The 18,929-nt window shown below is 58.6% G+C and carries 17 protein-coding genes; 13 read left to right on the top strand and 4 right to left on the bottom strand.

Features of this window, described 5'->3' with window-relative positions; translation table 11 throughout:
- The first annotated feature begins 39 nt into the window (after nt 1-39).
- From proY to EV102420_RS10710, 4 genes are all read left to right on the top strand, one after another.
- Nucleotides 40-1,398 (top strand): proline-specific permease ProY, encoded by a 1,359-nt coding sequence (gene proY, locus EV102420_RS10695; RefSeq protein ID WP_042391564.1) that lies wholly within the window; start codon nt 40-42, stop codon nt 1,396-1,398.
- A 54-nt stretch (nt 1,399-1,452) separates the two neighbouring features.
- Nucleotides 1,453-3,270: a maltodextrin glucosidase gene (gene malZ / locus EV102420_RS10700; RefSeq protein ID WP_042391565.1), complete on the top strand. Its 1,818-nt coding sequence runs from the start codon at nt 1,453-1,455 to the stop codon at nt 3,268-3,270.
- Between the two features lie 80 nt (nt 3,271-3,350).
- Nucleotides 3,351-6,002, top strand: a complete 2,652-nt coding sequence (locus tag EV102420_RS10705; protein ID WP_042391566.1) for a DUF2339 domain-containing protein — start codon at nt 3,351-3,353, stop codon at nt 6,000-6,002.
- Entirely contained in the window at nt 6,002-7,369 is a 1,368-nt protein-coding gene (locus EV102420_RS10710) for a DUF3999 family protein (RefSeq protein WP_042391567.1), read from the top strand. The genes EV102420_RS10705 and EV102420_RS10710 overlap by 1 nt, the downstream gene beginning before the upstream one ends.
- Nucleotides 7,370-7,459: 90 nt before the next feature.
- Here EV102420_RS10710 and EV102420_RS10715 read toward each other — a convergent pair whose 3' ends face one another.
- Both EV102420_RS10715 and acpH read right to left on the bottom strand, forming a co-directional pair.
- A complete protein-coding gene (locus EV102420_RS10715) occupies nt 7,460-8,062 on the bottom strand; it encodes a peroxiredoxin C (protein ID WP_042391568.1) in 603 nt (200 codons plus the stop codon).
- Between the two features lie 76 nt (nt 8,063-8,138).
- A complete protein-coding gene (acpH, locus tag EV102420_RS10720; RefSeq protein WP_042391569.1) occupies nt 8,139-8,720 on the bottom strand; it encodes an ACP phosphodiesterase in 582 nt (193 codons plus the stop codon).
- A gap of 93 nt (nt 8,721-8,813) precedes the next feature.
- On the opposite strand from acpH, the gene queA reads away from it, so the two are divergent.
- The 5 genes from queA to secF are packed head-to-tail and all read left to right on the top strand — an operon-like array spanning nt 8,814 to nt 14,277.
- Entirely contained in the window at nt 8,814-9,884 is a 1,071-nt protein-coding gene (queA, locus tag EV102420_RS10725) for a tRNA preQ1(34) S-adenosylmethionine ribosyltransferase-isomerase QueA (RefSeq protein ID WP_042391570.1), read from the top strand.
- 53 nt (nt 9,885-9,937) lie between these two features.
- A complete protein-coding gene (gene tgt, locus EV102420_RS10730; RefSeq protein WP_042391571.1) occupies nt 9,938-11,065 on the top strand; it encodes a tRNA guanosine(34) transglycosylase Tgt in 1,128 nt (375 codons plus the stop codon).
- A 22-nt stretch (nt 11,066-11,087) separates the two neighbouring features.
- The gene (gene yajC / locus EV102420_RS10735; protein ID WP_012904809.1) at nt 11,088-11,420 is read left to right on the top strand and encodes a preprotein translocase subunit YajC; all 333 of its coding nucleotides are present in this window, start codon (nt 11,088-11,090) and stop codon (nt 11,418-11,420) included.
- 27 nt (nt 11,421-11,447) lie between these two features.
- A complete protein-coding gene (secD, locus tag EV102420_RS10740; RefSeq protein ID WP_072015237.1) occupies nt 11,448-13,295 on the top strand; it encodes a protein translocase subunit SecD in 1,848 nt (615 codons plus the stop codon).
- Between the two features lie 10 nt (nt 13,296-13,305).
- Nucleotides 13,306-14,277: a protein translocase subunit SecF gene (gene secF, locus EV102420_RS10745; RefSeq protein WP_042391573.1), complete on the top strand. Its 972-nt coding sequence runs from the start codon at nt 13,306-13,308 to the stop codon at nt 14,275-14,277.
- 127 nt (nt 14,278-14,404) lie between these two features.
- Here secF and EV102420_RS10750 read toward each other — a convergent pair whose 3' ends face one another.
- Nucleotides 14,405-15,289, bottom strand: a complete 885-nt coding sequence (locus tag EV102420_RS10750) for a nucleoside-specific channel-forming protein Tsx (protein ID WP_042391574.1) — start codon at nt 15,287-15,289, stop codon at nt 14,405-14,407.
- A gap of 298 nt (nt 15,290-15,587) precedes the next feature.
- Nucleotides 15,588-16,130, bottom strand: coding sequence for a SadB/YajI family lipoprotein (locus tag EV102420_RS10755; protein WP_042391947.1), 543 nt, complete (start codon nt 16,128-16,130; stop codon nt 15,588-15,590).
- Between the two features lie 154 nt (nt 16,131-16,284).
- On the opposite strand from EV102420_RS10755, the gene nrdR reads away from it, so the two are divergent.
- From nrdR to nusB, 4 genes are all read left to right on the top strand, one after another.
- Nucleotides 16,285-16,734, top strand: coding sequence for a transcriptional regulator NrdR (gene nrdR / locus EV102420_RS10760; protein WP_042391575.1), 450 nt, complete (start codon nt 16,285-16,287; stop codon nt 16,732-16,734).
- 4 nt (nt 16,735-16,738) lie between these two features.
- Nucleotides 16,739-17,866, top strand: a complete 1,128-nt coding sequence (ribD, locus tag EV102420_RS10765) for a bifunctional diaminohydroxyphosphoribosylaminopyrimidine deaminase/5-amino-6-(5-phosphoribosylamino)uracil reductase RibD (RefSeq protein ID WP_042391576.1) — start codon at nt 16,739-16,741, stop codon at nt 17,864-17,866.
- Nucleotides 17,867-17,954: 88 nt separating this feature from the next.
- Nucleotides 17,955-18,425, top strand: a complete 471-nt coding sequence (ribH, locus tag EV102420_RS10770; RefSeq protein WP_042391577.1) for a 6,7-dimethyl-8-ribityllumazine synthase — start codon at nt 17,955-17,957, stop codon at nt 18,423-18,425.
- 19 nt (nt 18,426-18,444) lie between these two features.
- Nucleotides 18,445-18,864, top strand: a complete 420-nt coding sequence (gene nusB, locus EV102420_RS10775; RefSeq protein WP_042391578.1) for a transcription antitermination factor NusB — start codon at nt 18,445-18,447, stop codon at nt 18,862-18,864.
- The last annotated feature ends 65 nt before the right edge of the window (nt 18,865-18,929 follow it).

Below are 18,929 nucleotides of genomic sequence, written 5' to 3' on the forward strand. Positions count from 1 at the left end.
ATCCCGTGGTTTTTTTATTTTTAAACGGCAGTGGAAACGATGGAAAGTACGAACAAGCTAAAGCGGGGATTAAGCACCCGGCACATCCGCTTTATGGCACTAGGCTCGGCGATTGGTACCGGGCTGTTTTATGGCTCGGCAGACGCCATCAAGATGGCAGGTCCCAGCGTGCTGCTGGCCTATATTATTGGCGGCGCGGCGGCGTACATTATTATGCGTGCCCTGGGCGAGATGTCGGTGCATAACCCGTCGGCCAGCTCGTTTTCGCGCTACGCCCAGGAGAACCTCGGGCCGCTGGCGGGGTATATCACCGGCTGGACCTACTGCTTTGAAATTTTGATTGTCGCCATCGCCGACGTCACCGCCTTCGGTATCTATATGGGCGTCTGGTTCCCGACGGTCCCGCACTGGATCTGGGTGCTGAGCGTGGTGATGATCATCTGCGCCGTCAACCTGATGAGCGTCCGGGTCTTCGGCGAGCTGGAGTTTTGGTTCTCGTTTTTCAAAGTTGCCACCATCATCATCATGATTGCCGCCGGTTTCGGCATCATCATCTGGGGCATCGGCAACGGCGGACAGCCTACCGGCATTCACAACCTGTGGAGCAACGGCGGCTTCTTCAGCAACGGCTGGCTCGGCACGGTGATGGCGTTACAGATGGTGATGTTTGCCTACGGCGGCATTGAGATCATCGGCATCACCGCCGGTGAAGCCAAGGAGCCGGAGAAGTCGATTCCGCGCGCCATCAACTCTGTACCGCTGCGCATCCTGGTGTTCTATGTGGGCACGCTGTTTGTCATCATGTCGATCTACCCGTGGAACCAGGTGGGAACCCAGGGCAGCCCGTTCGTGCTGACCTTCCAGCATCTCGGGATCACCTTTGCCGCCAGTATCCTTAACTTTGTCGTGCTGACCGCCTCGCTTTCAGCCATTAACAGCGACGTGTTTGGCGTCGGACGTATGCTGCACGGCATGGCGGAGCAGGGCAGCGCCCCGCAGATTTTCGCTAAAACCTCTCGCCGCGGCATTCCGTGGGTGACGGTGCTGGTGATGACCGTGGCGCTGCTGTTTGCCGCCTGGCTGAACTACATCATGCCGGAGAATATCTTCCTGGTGATCGCCTCCCTGGCAACCTTCGCTACGGTGTGGGTATGGATTATGATCCTGCTGTCGCAGATCGCATTCCGTCGTCGTCTGTCGCCGGAAGAGATCAAGGCGCTGAAGTTCAAGGTGCCGGGCGGAGTGCCGACAACGGTTGTCGGCGTGCTGTTCCTGGTCTTTATCATCGCCCTGATTGGCTACCACCCTGAGACCCGCATTTCGCTCTACGTCGGCTTTGCATGGATAGCTCTGCTGCTGGTGGGCTGGATGTTTAAACGCCGAAAAGCAGTGGCGTAAACCACCGCACATCGCATACTGTTCTCTGGCAGGTTAATCTAAAGGAGAGCAGTTATGCTGAATGCCTGGCATCTTCCGGTCGCGCCGTTTGTAAAACAGAACAAAGATAAGCTGCAGGTTGTCCTGTGGCTGACCGGAGACGCGCTGCCGCTGCGGGTAACCCTGCGAGCAGAACACGATAACGAAGAGATCTCGATCCGCATGCGTCCGCTGCGCAGTGCGCCAAAGCCTGGCGTTACGGCCTGGCGGGCTGAGATCGACTTAACCAACGGTCAGCCGCGCCGCCGCTATAGCTTTAAGCTGCTGTGGGACGACCGCCAGATCTGGTTTACCCCGCAGGGCTTTAGCCGCTTTCCTCCTGCCCGGCTGGAGCAGTTCGCCGTTGACGCACCGGATAGCGGGCCGCAGTGGGTGGCCGATCAGGTCTTCTACCAAATTTTCATCGACCGCTTTGCCCGCAGCCTGCCGCGCGAGTCCAGCCAGGACAACCTCTACTATCACCACGCCGCCGGGCAGAACATTGAGCTGCGCAGCTGGGATGAGCCTGTCACCGCCCACGCTGGCGGCTCGACCTTCTACGGCGGGGATCTCGACGGGATCAGCGAAAAGCTGCCGTACCTGAAGAAGCTGGGCGTCACTGCGCTCTACCTGAACCCGGTCTTTACCGCCCCCAGCGTGCATAAATACGATACTGAAGACTATCGCCACGTCGATCCGCAGTTCGGCGGCGATGGGGCGCTGCTGCGCCTGCGGGAGAACACGCACCGGGAAGGATTCCGCCTGCTGCTGGACGGGGTCTTCAACCACAGCGGAGACTCCCACGCCTGGTTTGACCGCCACAATCGCGGCACCACTGGCGCCTGCCATAACCCGGCATCACCCTGGCGGTCGTGGTACAGCTTCTCCGCTGACGGACGGGCGCTGGACTGGCTGGGCTATCCGAGCCTGCCGAAGTTGGACTATCAGGATCCCTCTCTGGTAGAGGAGATTTACGGCGGCGAAGACAGCATTGTACGCCACTGGCTGAAAGCCCCGTGGAGCATGGACGGCTGGCGGCTTGATGTGGTGCACATGCTGGGCGAGGCGGGTGGGGCGCGCAATAACCTCCTGCACGTCACCGGCATCAGCCAGGCGGCAAAAGAGACCAACCCAGACGCCTATATCGTCGGGGAGCACTTTGGTGACGCCCGCCAGTGGTTGCAGGCTGACGCCGAAGATGCCGCCATGAACTACCGGGGCTTTACCGTGCCGGTGTGGGGCTTTCTGGCCAACACCGACATCTCCTACGATCCGCAGCATATCGATGCGCAAACCTGCGCGGCGTGGATGAATAACTACCGCGCTGGCCTGTCGCATCAGCAGCAGCTGCGCATGTTTAACCAGCTCGACAGCCACGACACCGCCCGCTTTATCTCCCTGCTGGGTAAACAGGTGGATCGCATGCCGCTGGGGGTGGTCTGGCTCTTTACCTGGCCGGGCGTACCCTGCATCTATTATGGCGATGAGGTCGGTCTGGACGGCAACAACGATCCCTTCTGCCGCAAGACCTTCCCGTGGGACAAAAAACAGCAGGATGCCACGCTGTTTGCGCTTTATCAGCAGATGGCGACGCTGCGCAAGAAAAGCCGCGCGCTGCGTTACGGCGGCTGTCAGGTAGTGAGTGCGGAAGGCGATGTGGTGGTGTTTGTGCGCGTTTACCAACATGAACGCGTGCTGGTGGCGATCAACCGCGGCGAGGCCTGCGAGGTGGTACTCAGCGATGTACCGCTGCTGGATGTTCCTGCCTGGCAGTGTAAAGTGGGCACCGGCACCATCGAGGATAATGTGCTGTCGCTACCGGCGGTCTCCGCCACGATTTGGCGCAATCGCTGAACCTGTTGCAACATTTTTACCAGTATTGAAAAGAAATGTAATATCCTTTCGGGAGTGATCACCGAACCGAAGGTAAAACCATGGATGAGCTTTTGCTGGTTGCCGGTCTTGTTCTCTTTCTCGCCGTGATTGTCGCCCCTGCGCTGGCGATCGGAGCCTGGCGAAAAAGCAGCGATACGCAGCGGGAACTGGGCATATTGCGTGAACGGCTGACGGCGCTGGAGCAGCAGCTGGCGGGGCAGGTGAGTGTACCTGCTCCACCACCGTTGTCTGATGAAATAGCGGAGCCGGAACCTGTTCCTGTCATTGTTCCTGCGGCAGAACACCCCATCGTCGATCCCTGGGCTGCGCAAACGGCGCTGCCTGAGCCGGTCGCCGTCACTCAGATGGCGACCAGCACCCCCCTGGCCGAGGAGCCGCGCGGCGGCATGATCTCCTCGCTGGTCAGCTGGTTTATGCGTGGTAACCCCCTGGCGAAACTCGGCATTCTGTTGCTGTTCTTCGGGCTGGCGTTTTTATTTCGCTATTCCGTCGAGCGCGATCTGTTCCCGCTGGAGCTGCGCCTCTGCGTGGCAGCATTGGCGGCCGTGGTGCTGCTGGCGCTCGGCTGGCGGCTGCGCCACAAACAGCCGGTGTATGCGCTGATTTTGCAGGGCGGTGCTACCGGCGTGCTCTACCTCACGGTGTTTGGCGCGTTCCGCCTCTGGCAAATGCTGCCGATGACGCTGGCGTTTGCCTTGCTGCTGCTGATCTGTGCGGTAAGCGTCGGGCTGGCGGTATTGCAGCGCGCCTTAAGTCTCGCCATGCTCGCCAGCCTCGGTGGTTATCTCGCGCCGCTGCTGCTCTCTACCGGCGGCGGCAGCCACATCGGGCTGTTTTCATTCTATCTGCTGCTCTCCTGCGGCATTCTGGCCATCAGCGTCTGGCAGCACTGGCGTGTGCTTAATCTGCTTGGTCTGCTATTTACCTTTGGCGTCGGTGGGGTATGGGGACTTTATAGCTATCAGCCTGCGTTTTACCTTAGCTGCCAGCTGTTCTTGATCGCCAATATCGTGCTGTTTGGCGTGTTGAGCGTCGGGCTGTCGCTGCGCGCGCAGGGCGGCGGCCAACGTATCCTTGACGGTGTGCTGCTGTTCGCGCCGCCGCTGATCGGTTTTGGCATGCAGTACGTTCTCACTCAGGATTTCACCTTTGGCCCGGCGTTTTCCGCGCTCGGGTTCGGCGCGTTTTATCTGCTGCTGGCGTGGCTGGTGCTGCGGCGTAAACCCGAGCTCGGGCGGCCGCTGGTGCTGGCCGCGCTGGCGCTGGGCGGTGCGTTTGTCACGCTGGCGATCCCGCTGGCGCTTTCTGCGCGCTGGACATCAATGGCCTGGGCGTTGGAAGGGCTGGGCATTCTCTGGCTTGGCGTTCAGCAACAGCAACGGCGGATGAGCTACAGCGGCACCGGTCTACTGCTGCTTGCCGTGGGCAGCGCGCTGTGGGCGGTGCAGGATACGCTGCCAGCGCTGTCGCAACTGATGATTTTTGCGGTGCTGAGCCTGACGTGGATCGCCGCCGCCTGGCTGTGGCGCGGCCTGAATACGCAGGGCAGCTATGGCCTGCTGGCGGGAGGCATTATCTTCTGGCTGCTGGCCCTGCACGGGCTGTCGGCGCTGACCTTAAGCCGATGGATGAACGATCTGCCGGGCCTGCTGGCGCTCACCGCCCTGAGCGTCCATGGCTGGCAGTGGGCCGCGCAACGGTTGCGCTGGCGCGCGTTCAGCTATAGCGTCTGGCTGCTGTGGCCTTTGATGCTGGCGACGCTGGTCTGGCAGATCGCCGCCCAGGGCGCGATCTTCAGCGCTGGCTGGCAAAATCTCGCCTGGTGTGTTGCGCTACCATCTGCGTTCTGGCTGCTGTATCAACAGCGCACACCGCCTGTGCCTTATCTTTCGCAGGGAATGCACCTGTCGCTGTTCTGGATGATTGTCACCGCGCTGGCAGCAGAGCTGTGGTGGTATATCGATACGCTGCCGTGGGGCATGTTCCCGTGGCAGGCGGGGCTGGCAATGACATCGGCGGCAGCGACGATTTTGCTGGTGCGCGCCGGGCTGAAACGTTCGTTGTGGCCGTTACGCGTCTGGCCGCAGTGGTACGGTACGCTGGCGCTGGCCCCCATGGGCTTCTTCCTGCTGGTGATGCTGCTGCTGACCAATATCGATGATGGCGTGGTAATGGGGCAGGGCTACCGGCCATTGCTTAATCCGCTGGAAGAGGGTGCCGCCTTTGCCTTAATGGCGCTGCTCGTGCTGGCGCGGTTGTGCGCCCGCTATTTCCCAGTGCAGGGACGTAAGATCCATAAACGTGTGCCGCTGCTGCTGGCGGGGCTTGCCTTCTGGTGGCTGAACGGCCTGCTGTTGCGCAGCCTCGCGTGGTATGGCGGGATCGAATGGTCGATAAGCGCGCTGTGGTCGTCCCGGCTGGTACAGACCTGCTTCGCGCTGTTCTGGATGCTGGTGGCGCTGCTGGTGATGCTGCGTGCCGCCAGGCAGTTATCGCGGCGTGAATGGCTGTGCGGTGCGGTGCTACTTGGCGTGGTGATTGTGAAACTGATGCTGGTGGACAGCGCTGGCGGCGGCGGACTGGCCCGCGCGGTTGCCTTTATTGGCGTGGCGGTGCTGGTGCTGATCGTAGGCTACTTCTCACCGCTGCCGCCTCGGGTACAACAGACGCATAACGAGGAACAAGGATAATGACGATCGTCAGACGGATACTTTTTTGTGCGTTGCTCGGCGCGTCGCTGCCGGCCTGGAGCCAGGACGCCACCTCGGAAACGCCGCAGGATTATGCCTGGGGCGCGGCGCTGGCGACGACGTCAGCGTCACCGCTGTATCAGGTGATGCTGCCGGAGCGTATTTATACTGACAGCGTTGCGTCCGATCTGCGCGATGTGCGGGTCTTCAATCAGCAGGAGCATGCGGTGCCTTTTACGCTGATCCCGGCGGTGCAGAAACAAACGCCCCCGCGCACGCTGCCGCTGCGCCTGTTCGCCCTCGAACCGGTGCCGGATAATAGCGCCGCGTCAGAAAATCTGTGGCTGCGCTCGCAGGACGGCATTGAAATCCGCCTTGATGGCGAAGGCAAAAAGCGGGTGAGCAAAAGCTACCTGTTAACCCTGCCGGAAACGCAAAAAGACGAATTTCTGCTGTCGCAGCTGAAGCTGACATGGAACGCCGTGCCTGCCAACTGGCAGGCACGGACAGATGTGTTCGTCAGCAGCGATCTGAAAAACTGGATGCTGTATGACCGCGATATGCCGCTGATGGATCTGACCTCTGGCAGCGACCACCTGCTGCTGAATACCCTGGATTTTAGTACCTCACTCTATCCGACGGGGATGCGTTATGTTCTGGTGGTGTTCAATGATGCCGCGCGTGCGCCGACGCTGACCGGCGCGACGGCAGTGGAGCAGATTTACAGCAATACGGCGGTAAATATCCCTCTAAACGCAGTGGCGAAAACCGTCTCCTCGTCGGTGCAAGAGTTCTCCTGGCAACGGCCACAGCCGCTGGTGTCAGTGGTGATCGAAGCCCGGGAAGGGCGCGTGCTACCGCTGGCGATCGAGTACCGCAGCGAGGCAAAGGCCGCATGGCAGCCGCTGGCGAAAAGCGTAATTTATCAACTCAACGGTAAGTCCTCTGAGCCGTTGCCCACTGGCGGGATGGTGCAGGCGATCCGCGTGACGGCGGTTAACGGCCAGCTTGAGGACGGCATCGCCCTGGTGACCGGCAAGCGCGCCAGCCAGACGCTGATCTTCAACGCCCAGGGTAAAGGGCCGTTTTTACTGGCCTGGGGTAATGGTGCCGCGCAACCGCAGGCAATGGATGTCGATATGCTGGTACCCGCCGCGCTGCGCCAGGCAAACGCAGATATTCCGTACGCGTTGGTAGAGGATCGCATTGTGCTGGGAGGTGATGCGCGGTTGACGGCAGTGGATCCGGCGTTGCAGCAAAGCCAGTGGAAGAAAATGCTGGTGTGGGCGGCGCTGGGGCTGGGTGTGCTGGTGCTGGTCTGGGTGGGGCTTGGCATCTGGCGCGAAGTGCGGCAGAAGTCAGCATAAAAATGCCGGGCGGCTATGACGCCTTGCCCGGCAGAGGATCTGCGAAGCAATAGCAGACCTGGTAAGCGCAGCGCCACCAGGCAACACCGCTTACAGGCTGGTGAGGTGTTCGCTAAGGAACTTCGCCACGCCGTCCGGAGAGGCGTTCATTCCCTCTTTACCTTTTTCCCACTGGGCCGGGCACACTTCGCCGTGCTCTTCATGGAACTGCAGCGCGTCAACCATGCGCAGCATTTCGTCGATGTTACGACCTAAAGGCAGATCGTTCACTACCTGATGGCGCACGATGCCCGCCTTATCGATCAGGAAGGATCCGCGCAGGGCAACGCCCTCGTCCGGATGCTCAATGCCGTAGGCTTTCTGCACTTCGCGTTTGATATCCGCCACCATGGCATACTTCACCGGGCCGATACCGCCCTTTTCGACCGGGGTATTACGCCAGGCGTTGTGGACAAATTCAGAGTCAAATGAGACGCCAACCACTTCAACGCCGCGCTGCTGGAACTCTTCGTAGCGTTTATCGAAAGCGATCAGCTCAGACGGGCAGACGAAGGTAAAGTCCATCGGCCAGAAGAAGAGCACGGTGGCTTTGCCTGCGGTGTGCTGTTTGAAGTTAAACTTCTCAACGATCTCACCGCTGCCTAATACCGCTGCAGCGGTAAAGTCCGGAGCCGGACGCGTGACCAGAACCATATTAAATCTCCTTTTAATAATCAGGTTATTTAGCGCAACGCGGCCAGTATAAAAGGGCGAAAAGAGAACGCAATGCTTAAAGCTGCTTATTTTGCGCCTGATCCATCATGCGCGGATAGAACTGCCAGAACAGCTTCTCCAGTGCCGGATAGTGGGCGTCCAGATCGTGCCACGAGTCACGCAGGGCGTCGAGGCGGGGACGGCGATTCGCCATGCCGTTCAGCACCTGCTGGATAAACGCCATCTCACGGTAGCGCTCCAGCCAGTTTTCCGACCACAGGTAGTTATTGAGGTTAACGAACGGCGGCGGCGATTCCGGCAGGATGGTCGCCACCTGCGCCCGAGCGTAGCGGACAAACTCGGGCAGTGACCGATCGGGGGAGATCTGCGCCCAGTGGCGGGAGAGAAAGTGATCCCACATGACGTCCAGCGTAATGGGCGCGACGCGGCGGGTCTCCGGGCGGAACCAGGCCTTGGCCTCGCGCACTTCCGGCAGGCCGTCGGTCAGGACATCCACGCGACGGTGCATACGGATACCCTCCACGACCTCGTGAGCGTAGGTCCCGTCCGGGTTGCCGCGCACAAAATCGGCGAGCAAATTACCAGAGAGCGAGCTTTGTGCGAGATGTGCCAGATGTAAATGAGCAAGAAAATTCATCGTCTATTCTTTATCCACAGGCGGGTAACGGTTGCAGGGAGCACGCCCCGGCACTAGACTACCCGCCTCTTAATTATGTCTTGAGTTAGCGTCATGCGTGTTGCCGATTTTTCCTTTGAACTACCTGAATCCCTGATTGCCCACTATCCGCAGCCTGAGCGTAGCAGCTGTCGTTTGCTGTCGCTTGACGGGCCGACGGGGGCGCTGACGCATGGTACTTTCACCGATCTGCTCGATAAGCTCAACCCGGGCGATCTGCTGGTGTTCAACAATACCCGCGTCATCCCGGCCCGTCTGTTTGGCCGTAAAGCCAGCGGCGGTAAGATTGAAGTGCTGGTCGAACGCATGCTCGATGATAAACGTATTCTGGCACATATTCGCGCCTCTAAAGCGCCGAAGCCGGGTGCAGAGCTGCTGCTGGGCGACGATGAGAGCATCCAGGCCACCATGGTAGCGCGTCACGATGCGCTGTTTGAGGTGGAGTTTAACGATGCGCGCCCGGTGCTGGATATCCTCAACGCCATCGGCCATATGCCGCTGCCGCCCTATATCGACCGCCCGGATGAAGACGCCGACCGCGAGCTGTATCAGACCGTCTATAGCGAAAAGCCGGGTGCAGTTGCCGCGCCAACGGCGGGCCTGCACTTCGACGAGCCGCTGCTGGCCGCGCTGCGCGAGAAGGGCATTGAGCAGGCCTTTGTCACCCTGCACGTCGGCGCGGGTACCTTCCAGCCGGTGCGCGTGGACAGCATTGAAGACCACATCATGCACTCGGAGTATGCCGAGGTGCCGCAGGAGGTGGTTGACGCCGTGCTGGCCGCGAAAGCACGCGGCAATCGCGTGATCGCCGTGGGAACCACCTCGGTACGCTCGCTGGAGAGCGCGGCCCAGGCGGCGAAAAGCGATCTCATCGAACCCTTCTTTGGCGATACGCAGATCTTCATCTACCCAGGCTATCAGTACAAAGTGATCGACGCGCTGGTGACCAACTTCCACCTGCCGGAGTCGACGCTGATTATGCTGGTATCAGCATTTGCGGGGTATCAGCACACGATGAATGCCTATCACGCTGCCGTAGAAGAGAAATATCGCTTTTTTAGCTACGGCGACGCGATGTTTATCACGTACAATCCTTCCGCTATTCATGAGCGTGTCGGGGAATAAGTCCGCGACACCGGTTTAAACGTCAGACTGTTTTTCTGATGCTGGAGAGTTAAGTGAAATTTGAACTTGATACCACCGATGGTCGCGCGCGTCGTGGCCGCCTGGTGTTCGCTCGTGGCGTTGTTGAAACGCCTGCTTTTATGCCCGTGGGCACCTACGGCACGGTAAAAGGGATGACCCCGGAAGAGGTTGAGGCCACCGGCGCGCAGATCCTCCTCGGTAACACCTTCCACCTCTGGCTGCGTCCTGGCCAGGAGATCATGAAGCTGCACGGCGATCTGCACGACTTTATGCAGTGGAAAGGCCCGATCCTGACCGATTCCGGCGGTTTCCAGGTCTTTAGCCTCGGCGATATCCGTAAAATCACCGAAGCGGGGGTGCACTTCCGCAACCCGATCAACGGCGATCCGATCTTCCTCGATCCGGAAAAATCGATGGAGATCCAGTACGATCTCGGATCCGACATCGTGATGATCTTCGACGAGTGCACGCCGTACCCTGCCGACTGGGACTACGCCAAGCGCTCGATGGAGATGTCCCTTCGCTGGGCGCAGCGCAGCCGCGATCGCTTCGACTCGCTGGGCAACAAAAACGCGCTGTTCGGGATTATCCAGGGCAGCGTTTACGAAGATTTACGCGATATCTCGGTCAAGGGTCTGGTAGAGATTGGCTTTGATGGCTACGCTGTCGGCGGTTTGGCTGTCGGTGAGCCGAAGGAAGATATGCACCGCATCCTGGAGCATGTCTGCCCGCAGATCCCGGCGGATAAACCACGTTACCTGATGGGCGTAGGGAAGCCGGAAGATCTGGTCGAGGGCGTGCGTCGCGGCATCGACATGTTCGACTGCGTCATGCCAACGCGTAACGCGCGTAACGGTCACCTGTTTGTCACTAACGGCGTCGTAAAAATCCGTAATGCGAAGTACAAAAGCGATACGGGTCCGCTGGATGAAGAGTGTGATTGCTATACGTGTCGCAATTATTCGCTCGCTTACTTGCATCATCTTGATCGTTGCAACGAAATATTGGGCGCGCGCCTCAATACCATTCATAACCTGCGTCACTATCAGCGCTTAATGGCTGGTTTACGTAAGGCTATCGAAGAGGGTAAATTAGAGAGCTTCGTGACCGATTTCTATGAACGTCAGGGTCGACCGGTTCCACCTTTGAACGTTGATTAATTTTAATAATGAGGGAATTTAAATGAGCTTTTTTATTTCTGATGCTGTAGCGGCAACAGGTGCACCGGCGCAGGGTAGCCCGATGTCTCTGATCCTGATGCTGGTCGTCTTCGGTCTGATCTTCTACTTCATGATCCTGCGCCCGCAGCAGAAACGCACCAAAGAGCACAAAAAGCTGATGGACTCCATCGCTAAAGGTGATGAAGTGCTGACCAACGGTGGTCTGGTTGGCCGCGTAACCAAAGTAGCGGAAACTGGCTACATTGCTATCGCGCTGAACGACACCACTGAAGTGGTTATCAAACGTGACTTCGTAGCTGCCGTTCTGCCGAAAGGCACCATGAAGGCGCTGTAATCTACTGTTTTCCCAAAGGGAACTGCCGTGTTAAACCGTTATCCTTTGTGGAAGTACATTATGCTGGTCGTCGTCATTGTCGTCGGCCTGCTTTACGCACTTCCCAACCTTTATGGTGAGGATCCGGCTGTTCAAATCACTGGCGCGCGCGGTGTCGCCGCCAGTGAGCAAACGCTGATCCAGGTCCAGAATACTTTACAAGAACAAAAAATTACCGCTAAGTCTGTGGCACTGGAAGAGGGTGCGATCCTTGCCCGCTTTGACTCCACCGATACGCAGCTGCGCGCCCGTGAGGCGATGATGAGCGTATTGGGCGATAAGTACGTTGTGGCGCTGAACCTTGCTCCGGCCACCCCGCGCTGGCTCTCCATGCTGAAAGCGGAGCCGATGAAACTCGGCCTCGACCTGCGTGGCGGCGTGCACTTCCTGATGGAAGTGGATATGGACACCGCGCTCGGTAAGCTCCAGGAGCAGAACATGGACAGCCTGCGCAGCGATCTGCGCGAGAAGGGCATTGCCTATACCAACGTGCGCAAAGAAGATAACTACGGTATGAGCATCGTGTTCCGCGACAGCGCGGCACGTGACGCTGCTATCTCTTATCTGACGCCACGCCACCGCGATCTGGTTATCAACACCCAGGGCGGCAACGCGCTGCGTGCGGTGATGACCGATGCCCGCCTGAGCGAAGCCCGCGAGTACGCGGTGCAGCAGAACATCAACATTCTGCGCAACCGTGTTAACCAGCTGGGTGTTGCTGAGCCGCTGGTGCAGCGTCAGGGCGCTGACCGTATCGTCGTCGAGCTGCCGGGTATTCAGGACACCGCGCGCGCGAAAGAGATCCTGGGCGCGACCGCAACGCTGGAGTTCCGTCTGGTTAATACCAACGCGGACAGCTCTGCTGCCACATCAGGCCGCGTGCCGGGCGACTCGGAAGTGAAGCAGATGCGCGAAGGGCAGCCGGTTGTGCTGTACAAACGCGTTATTCTGACCGGAGATCACATCACCGACTCCACCTCCAGCCAGGATGAGTACAACCAGCCGCAGGTTAACATCTCGCTGGACAGCGCTGGTGGTAACATCATGTCTAACTTCACCAAGGACAACATCGGCAAGCCGATGGCGACCCTGTTTGTGGAGTACAAGGACAGCGGTAAGAAAGATGCCAACGGTCGTGCCGTGCTGGTGAAGCAGGAAGAGGTGATTAACATCGCCAACATCCAGTCTCGCCTTGGCAACAGCTTCCGCATCACCGGCATCAACAACCCGAACGAAGCGCGTCAGCTTTCGCTGCTGCTGCGTGCGGGCGCGCTGATTGCGCCAATCCAGATCGTTGAAGAGCGCACCATCGGCCCAACCCTTGGGATGCAGAACATTCAGCAGGGTCTGGAAGCGTGTCTGGCGGGCCTCGCTGCCTCCATTATCTTCATGATCTTCTTCTATAAGAAGTTTGGTCTGATCGCGACCTCGGCGCTCATTGCCAACCTGGTGCTGATCGTCGGCGTGATGTCTCTGCTGCCGGGGGCCACCCTGACCATGCCGGGTATCGCGGGGATCGTCTTAACCCTTGCGGTGGCGGTGGATGCCAACGTGCTGATTAACGAACGTATCAAAGAAGAGTTGAGCAACGGGCGTTCGGTACAGCAGGCGATCGACGAAGGCTACAAAGGCGCATTTAGCTCCATCTTTGACGCTAACGTCACGACGCTTATCAAGGTCATCATCCTGTATGCCGTAGGCACCGGGGCAATTAAAGGCTTTGCGATTACTACCGGTATCGGTGTGGCGACGTCAATGTTTACCGCCATCGTCGGTACACGTGCCATCGTAAACCTGTTGTACGGCGGCAAACGCATCAACAAGCTGTCTATCTGAGGAGTGCGTTGTGGCACAGGAATATACTGTTGAACAATTGAACCACGGGCGTAAGGTCTATGACTTTATGCGCTGGGATTACTGGGCTTTCGGCATCTCCGGGTTTCTGCTGATCCTGTCGATTATCATTATCGGCGTGCGCGGCTTTAACTGGGGTCTCGACTTCACCGGCGGTACGGTCATTGAAATCTCGCTGGAAAAACCGGCCGATATGGACATGATGCGTGACGCGCTGCAGAAAGCCGGTTTTGAAGATCCGCTGCTGCAGAACTTTGGCAGCAGCCGTGACGTGATGGTGCGCATGCCGCCTGCCGAAGGGGCAACCGGTGGTCAGGCGCTGGGCAGCAAAGTGGTGAGCGTCATTAACGAGGCCACCAACCAGAACGCGGCGGTAAAACGCATCGAGTTCGTGGGGCCAAGCGTCGGTGCCGATCTGGCACAGAACGGTGCCATGGCGCTGCTGGTCGCGCTGATCTCCATCCTGGTTTACGTCGGCTTCCGCTTTGAGTGGCGTCTGGCGGCAGGGGTGGTTATCGCCCTGGCGCACGACGTGATCATTACCATGGGCGTGCTGTCGCTGTTCCAGATCGAAGTGGATCTGACCATCGTGGCATCGTTGATGTCCGTTATCGGCTACTCGCTTAACGACAGCATCGTGGTTTCCGACCGTATTCGTGAGAACTTCCGCAAAATCCGTCGCGGTACGCCTTACGAGATCTTTAACGTGTCGCTGACCCAGACGCTGCACCGTACCTTGATCACCTCAGGGACCACCTTGGTGGTGATCCTGATGCTCTATCTCTTCGGTGGCGCAATGCTCCAGGGCTTCTCCCTGACCATGCTGATCGGTGTTTCCATCGGTACGGCGTCGTCCATCTACGTAGCCTCGGCGCTGGCGCTGAAGCTTGGAATGAAGCGTGAGCATCTGCTGCAGCAGAAGGTAGAGAAAGAAGGGGCGGATCAGCCGTCAATTCTGCCTTAACCGGCGCTTCTCCAGCAAAAAAAGCCAACAAAAAAGCCAGCGATTACGCTGGCTTTTTTTATGCCTGACGCCGGATGGCGCTGCGCTTATCCGGCCTACGTGTCGTGCTTTTTGTAGGCCAGGCAGCTTAGAAGTTGTAACCTGCTACCAGGTAACCACCCCAGCCGGTAGAGCGGACGTTGAAGTTGCCGCTGCCGAAGTTCAGGCTGGCATCGTCATTCCACTGGCCGCCGTTGTGCCAGTAACGCGCCACCACCGAGTAGTGCCAGTGATCGTAGTTCAGGGCCAGAATGTGGCTGGAGGCGATAGAGTCGTTGGTACGCGCCTGCATGCCGTTCAGATCGCGGAAATCCTTGTCGCCCAGCTCGGAACCCCAGTCAAAGTTGGTAAAGCCGATATAGCTCAGCTGGCCGCCCCACAGTTGGGTGATCGGTACAAAGTATTTCACCTTGAAGCGGTAGCCATCCCACTCGTTCTCGTTCGCCGCTTCGTAGTTCTGCCACTGGTATTTCGCGTAGACGTTCAGGGAGAGGCTCATCGGCAGGCCGGTATCGATATCCGTACCCAGACCCATGTACCAGGTGCTCTGACGGCCCGCTTTGTTGCGGCCCATGTCGTAGATATAGTTGTTTGCGAAGTACCACTCTTTGAACGGACCAAACGCCAGGCTGGTGCCGGTCAGCTTGTCGATAGAGAAGCGCGGTTCAATCTCCATAAACAGCGGGGAGCCGTGGTTCCAGATACCCTGCGCGGTGCTGTTACCGCCAAAGAATACCGGCGCATCCATGTAGCCATAGAAGTCGAACCAATCTTTCTTGGCGAACGCTTCGTACTCCAGGTAGGTATCGTTACGAATGGTCGGCCCGAAACGGGTGTGGTAGCTGCCTACCACGTTAACGCTCTGATGCCACCAGTCGGAGACGAACTCGCTGTTGCTGGTTTCGGCCGCATTCACGGCGAAGGTGGAAGAGAGCGCGAGTGCCGCACCGGCGACGAGTAATGTTTTTTTCATATGTATGCCACTGATTAAAGTCCCTGATGGGATCGAAAGGACGCGGTTGATGCTTTTCAAAATGTTTCGTATTTCTGCGGGCCTATTATAAGTTTCCTTGCTCACAAAAATATGTGTTGTTTCACATATCCATCATCTACGTAATCGATTGCGTTCACGTTTGCGTAGATAAAACGGGGCGATTGTACTGGCATTCCGCAACGTTGCCAATATTTGAGGTTTGTAAGGGGAGGTAAAAAGGTGTGAGCGAGGCAAAAGGGCGGCGCTGCGCCCTTACAGAAAGTAACCGAATATGACGTTACTGCATATTGGCTGGCTGAATGTCATGGATGCGGATAAAGCCAAGCTGCTCAGGGGTGATGCCGTTGAGCTGCAGCGGCACGCTGACGTCGCTCGGCGCAAGGGTGCTGGCCGGGGCGCTGATCAGCTGGTTCTGAACGTTAACTTCCTGCGGATTTTCGGTGGTACCCTGAATCTGTCCCCACTCAACCGTGCCGCTAAAGGCCGGAAGCGGTGTATTAGACTCGCCCTGGATGAGCAGCGTCAGGCGCGTGCCGCCAGCGTTGGGGGCGATATCCTTCAGGGACATACGCAGCATACCGAGCTGGCTGTTCAGGCGCGCCGGGGTATTGGCACCCGGTAGCAGGTAGACGCCGCTCTCCGACTTAGCGTTCAGGCTGTTCTGCTGGGTGATCTTCACCGTCTCCTGATTGAGCTTGCTCATCTCTTTATTGAGCGTGCTCACGCTCTGATGCAGCTGACGCACCTCGCTCTGTTGGGCGCAGGCGCTAAGAGTAAACAGGCTCCCCAGCAGGGCGAGCTTCAGATAACGTCTTGTCATGATGGCGGTTTCCTTAAACAAGTTATTGCCTGTAAGGGTAGATCGTTCGGACACGCTTGGCATCGATCCTTTATCCCAAAAGTGCTGATGCCTTTGTTGTCGCGGCATATCGGGTTAAAATAGATTTCAGTTAATTTTATCTTCAGGACGCCGTATGCATTGCCCATTCTGTTTCGCCGTGGATACCAAAGTAATTGACTCTCGCCTGGTGGGCGAAGGCTCCTCCGTGCGCCGCCGCCGCCAGTGCCTGGTGTGCAACGAGCGCTTCACGACCTTTGAAGTGGCAGAGCTGGTGATGCCGCGGGTGGTGAAGAGCAACGAGGTCCGCGAGCCGTTTAACGAAGACAAATTGCGCAGCGGCATGCTTAAAGCGTTGGAGAAGCGCCCGGTCAGCGCCGACGACGTCGAGATGGCCCTTAATCATATTAAATCCCAGCTGCGGGCCACCGGTGAACGCGAAGTGCCCAGCAAGATGATCGGCAACCTGGTGATGGAGCAGCTTAAAAAGCTCGATAAAGTGGCCTATATCCGCTTTGCCTCTGTCTACCGCAGCTTTGAAGATATCCGCGAATTCGGCGAAGAGATCGCCCGCTTACAGGACTAGGCTCATGCTGGAAGATAAGCAGGACGACAAGCAGGACGAGATATACATGGCCCGCGCGCTGAAGCTGGCGCAGCGCGGGCGTTACACCACCCATCCTAATCCGAACGTAGGCTGCGTGATTGTGAAAGAGGGTGAGATCGTCGGGGAAGGGTTCCACTTGCGCGCCGGTGAGCCGCATGCCGAGGTGCACGCCCTGCGCATGGCGGGTGAGCGCGCCCGCGGTGCTACTGCCTATGTGACGCTGGAGCCGTGCAGCCATCATGGCCGGACGCCGCCCTGCTGCGAGGCGTTGATTAACGCCGGTGTCGCCCGCGTCGTCGCGGCGATGCAGGATCCCAACCCGCAGGTGGCGGGCCGGGGACTATATCGTCTCGCCCAGGAGGGAATCGAGGTCAGTCACGGTCTGATGATGAGCGAGGCCGAGCGGCTTAACCGCGGCTTCCTCAAGCGCATGCGTACCGGCTTCCCGTGGATCCAGCTCAAGCTCGGCGCGTCGCTGGACGGACGCACGGCGATGGCCAACGGCGAGAGCCAGTGGATCACCTCGCCCGAAGCGCGCCGGGACGTTCAGCGCCTGCGCGCCGAGAGCCACGCGATATTAACCAGCAGCGCCACGGTGCTGGCGGACGATCCGGCTCTGACCGTCCGCTGGGACGAGCTGGGTGCTGATACCCAGGCGCGCTATGCCCAGGCAGATCTGCGTCAGCCGGTGCGTATCGTTGTCGACAGCCAGAACCGTGTGACGCCGGCGCATCGTCTTGTTCAGCAGCCGGGCGAAACCTGGTTTGCCCGCACCCGCGCCGACGAGCGCCAGTGGCCGGACGGGGTGCGCCACATTCTGGTTCCTGAACATAACGGCCATCTCGATCTGGTCTCAATGATGATGCTGCTGGGACGCCAGCAGATTAACAGCATCTGGGTTGAAGCGGGCGCGCAGATGGCGGGCGCGCTGCTGCAGGCCGGGCTGGTGGACGAGCTGATTGTCTATCTGGCACCGAAGCTGTTAGGCAGCGAGGCGCGTGGCCTCTGCGTTCTGCCAGGGCTTGAGAGCCTGGCCGCCGCGCCGCAGCTTAAGTTCACCGAAATCCGTCAGGTAGGCCCGGATCTGTGCCTGCATCTGATCCCCGCGTAGTGCGCTCGTAAAAGGGAAGCAGTGCGTAAAATAGTATGATAAAATCCGCCCCCCTGCGGGGGCTATATGAGAACCCTAAGGTAAGTTTATGAACATTATTGAAGCTACTGTTGCTGCCCCGGACGCTCGCGTCGCCATCACCATTGCGCGTTTCAACAACTTCATCAACGACAGCCTGCTGGAAGGTGCTATCGACGCCCTGAAGCGTATCGGCCAGGTTAAAGATGAAAACATCACCGTTGTTTGGGTTCCAGGTGCTTATGAGCTGCCTCTGGCGGCGGGCGCGCTGGCAAAAGCCGGTAAATACGATGCGATTATTGCGCTCGGCACGGTGATCCGTGGCGGTACGGCACACTTCGAATACGTCGCGGGCGGCGCAAGCAACGGCCTGGCGCACGTGGCTCAGGAGAGCGCCATTCCGGTAGCCTTTGGTGTGCTCACCACTGAAAGTATTGAACAAGCCATCGAACGCGCTGGCACGAAAGCGGGTAACAAGGGTGCTGAAGCAGCACTGACCGCGCTTGAAATGATTAATGTATTGAAAGCCATTCAAGGCTGATTTTTGTAAGGGGAATTCCGTGAAACCTGCTGCTCGTCGCCGCGCCCGTGAGTGTGCCGTCCAGGCGCTTTACTCCTGGCAGTTGTCCCAGAACGACATCGCCGATGTTGAATACCAGTTCCTGGCGGAACAGGATGTCAAAGACGTTGACATCGCTTACTTCCGCGAGCTGCTGTCCGGGGTGGCGACTAACAGCGCATATCTCGACGGCCTGATGAAGCCCTATCTGTCCCGCCTGCTTGAAGAGCTGGGCCAGGTTGAGAAAGCGGTACTGCGTATCGCGCTGTTTGAACTCTCCAAACGTGATGACGTGCCGTACAAGGTTGCCATCAACGAAGCCATTGAACTGGCAAAAACGTTTGGTGCAGAAGACAGCCACAAGTTTGTGAATGGCGTGCTGGATAAAGCCGCACCCGCGATCCGCCCCCACAAAAAGTAATCTCAAGGCCGGTACGGCGGAGCGCAGTTGCCGCTTCGCCCCGGCCTTACTCATTTATTCTGCTG

Origin of the sequence: Pseudescherichia vulneris NBRC 102420, from assembly GCF_000759795.1 — a bacterium.
GTDB lineage: Bacteria > Pseudomonadota > Gammaproteobacteria > Enterobacterales > Enterobacteriaceae > Pseudescherichia > Pseudescherichia vulneris.

Coding starts and splice junctions, on each gene's coding strand:
- proY (WP_042391564.1), top strand. CDS start 40: ATGGAAAGTACGAACAAGCTAAAGCGGGGATTAAGCACCCGGCACATC.
- malZ (WP_042391565.1), top strand. CDS start 1,453: ATGCTGAATGCCTGGCATCTTCCGGTCGCGCCGTTTGTAAAACAGAAC.
- EV102420_RS10705 (WP_042391566.1), top strand. CDS start 3,351: ATGGATGAGCTTTTGCTGGTTGCCGGTCTTGTTCTCTTTCTCGCCGTG.
- EV102420_RS10710 (WP_042391567.1), top strand. CDS start 6,002: ATGACGATCGTCAGACGGATACTTTTTTGTGCGTTGCTCGGCGCGTCG.
- EV102420_RS10715 (WP_042391568.1), bottom strand. CDS start 8,062: ATGGTTCTGGTCACGCGTCCGGCTCCGGACTTTACCGCTGCAGCGGTA.
- acpH (WP_042391569.1), bottom strand. CDS start 8,720: ATGAATTTTCTTGCTCATTTACATCTGGCACATCTCGCACAAAGCTCG.
- queA (WP_042391570.1), top strand. CDS start 8,814: ATGCGTGTTGCCGATTTTTCCTTTGAACTACCTGAATCCCTGATTGCC.
- yajC (WP_012904809.1), top strand. CDS start 11,088: ATGAGCTTTTTTATTTCTGATGCTGTAGCGGCAACAGGTGCACCGGCG.
- EV102420_RS10750 (WP_042391574.1), bottom strand. CDS start 15,289: ATGAAAAAAACATTACTCGTCGCCGGTGCGGCACTCGCGCTCTCTTCC.
- EV102420_RS10755 (WP_042391947.1), bottom strand. CDS start 16,130: ATGACAAGACGTTATCTGAAGCTCGCCCTGCTGGGGAGCCTGTTTACT.
- nrdR (WP_042391575.1), top strand. CDS start 16,285: ATGCATTGCCCATTCTGTTTCGCCGTGGATACCAAAGTAATTGACTCT.
- ribD (WP_042391576.1), top strand. CDS start 16,739: ATGCTGGAAGATAAGCAGGACGACAAGCAGGACGAGATATACATGGCC.
- ribH (WP_042391577.1), top strand. CDS start 17,955: ATGAACATTATTGAAGCTACTGTTGCTGCCCCGGACGCTCGCGTCGCC.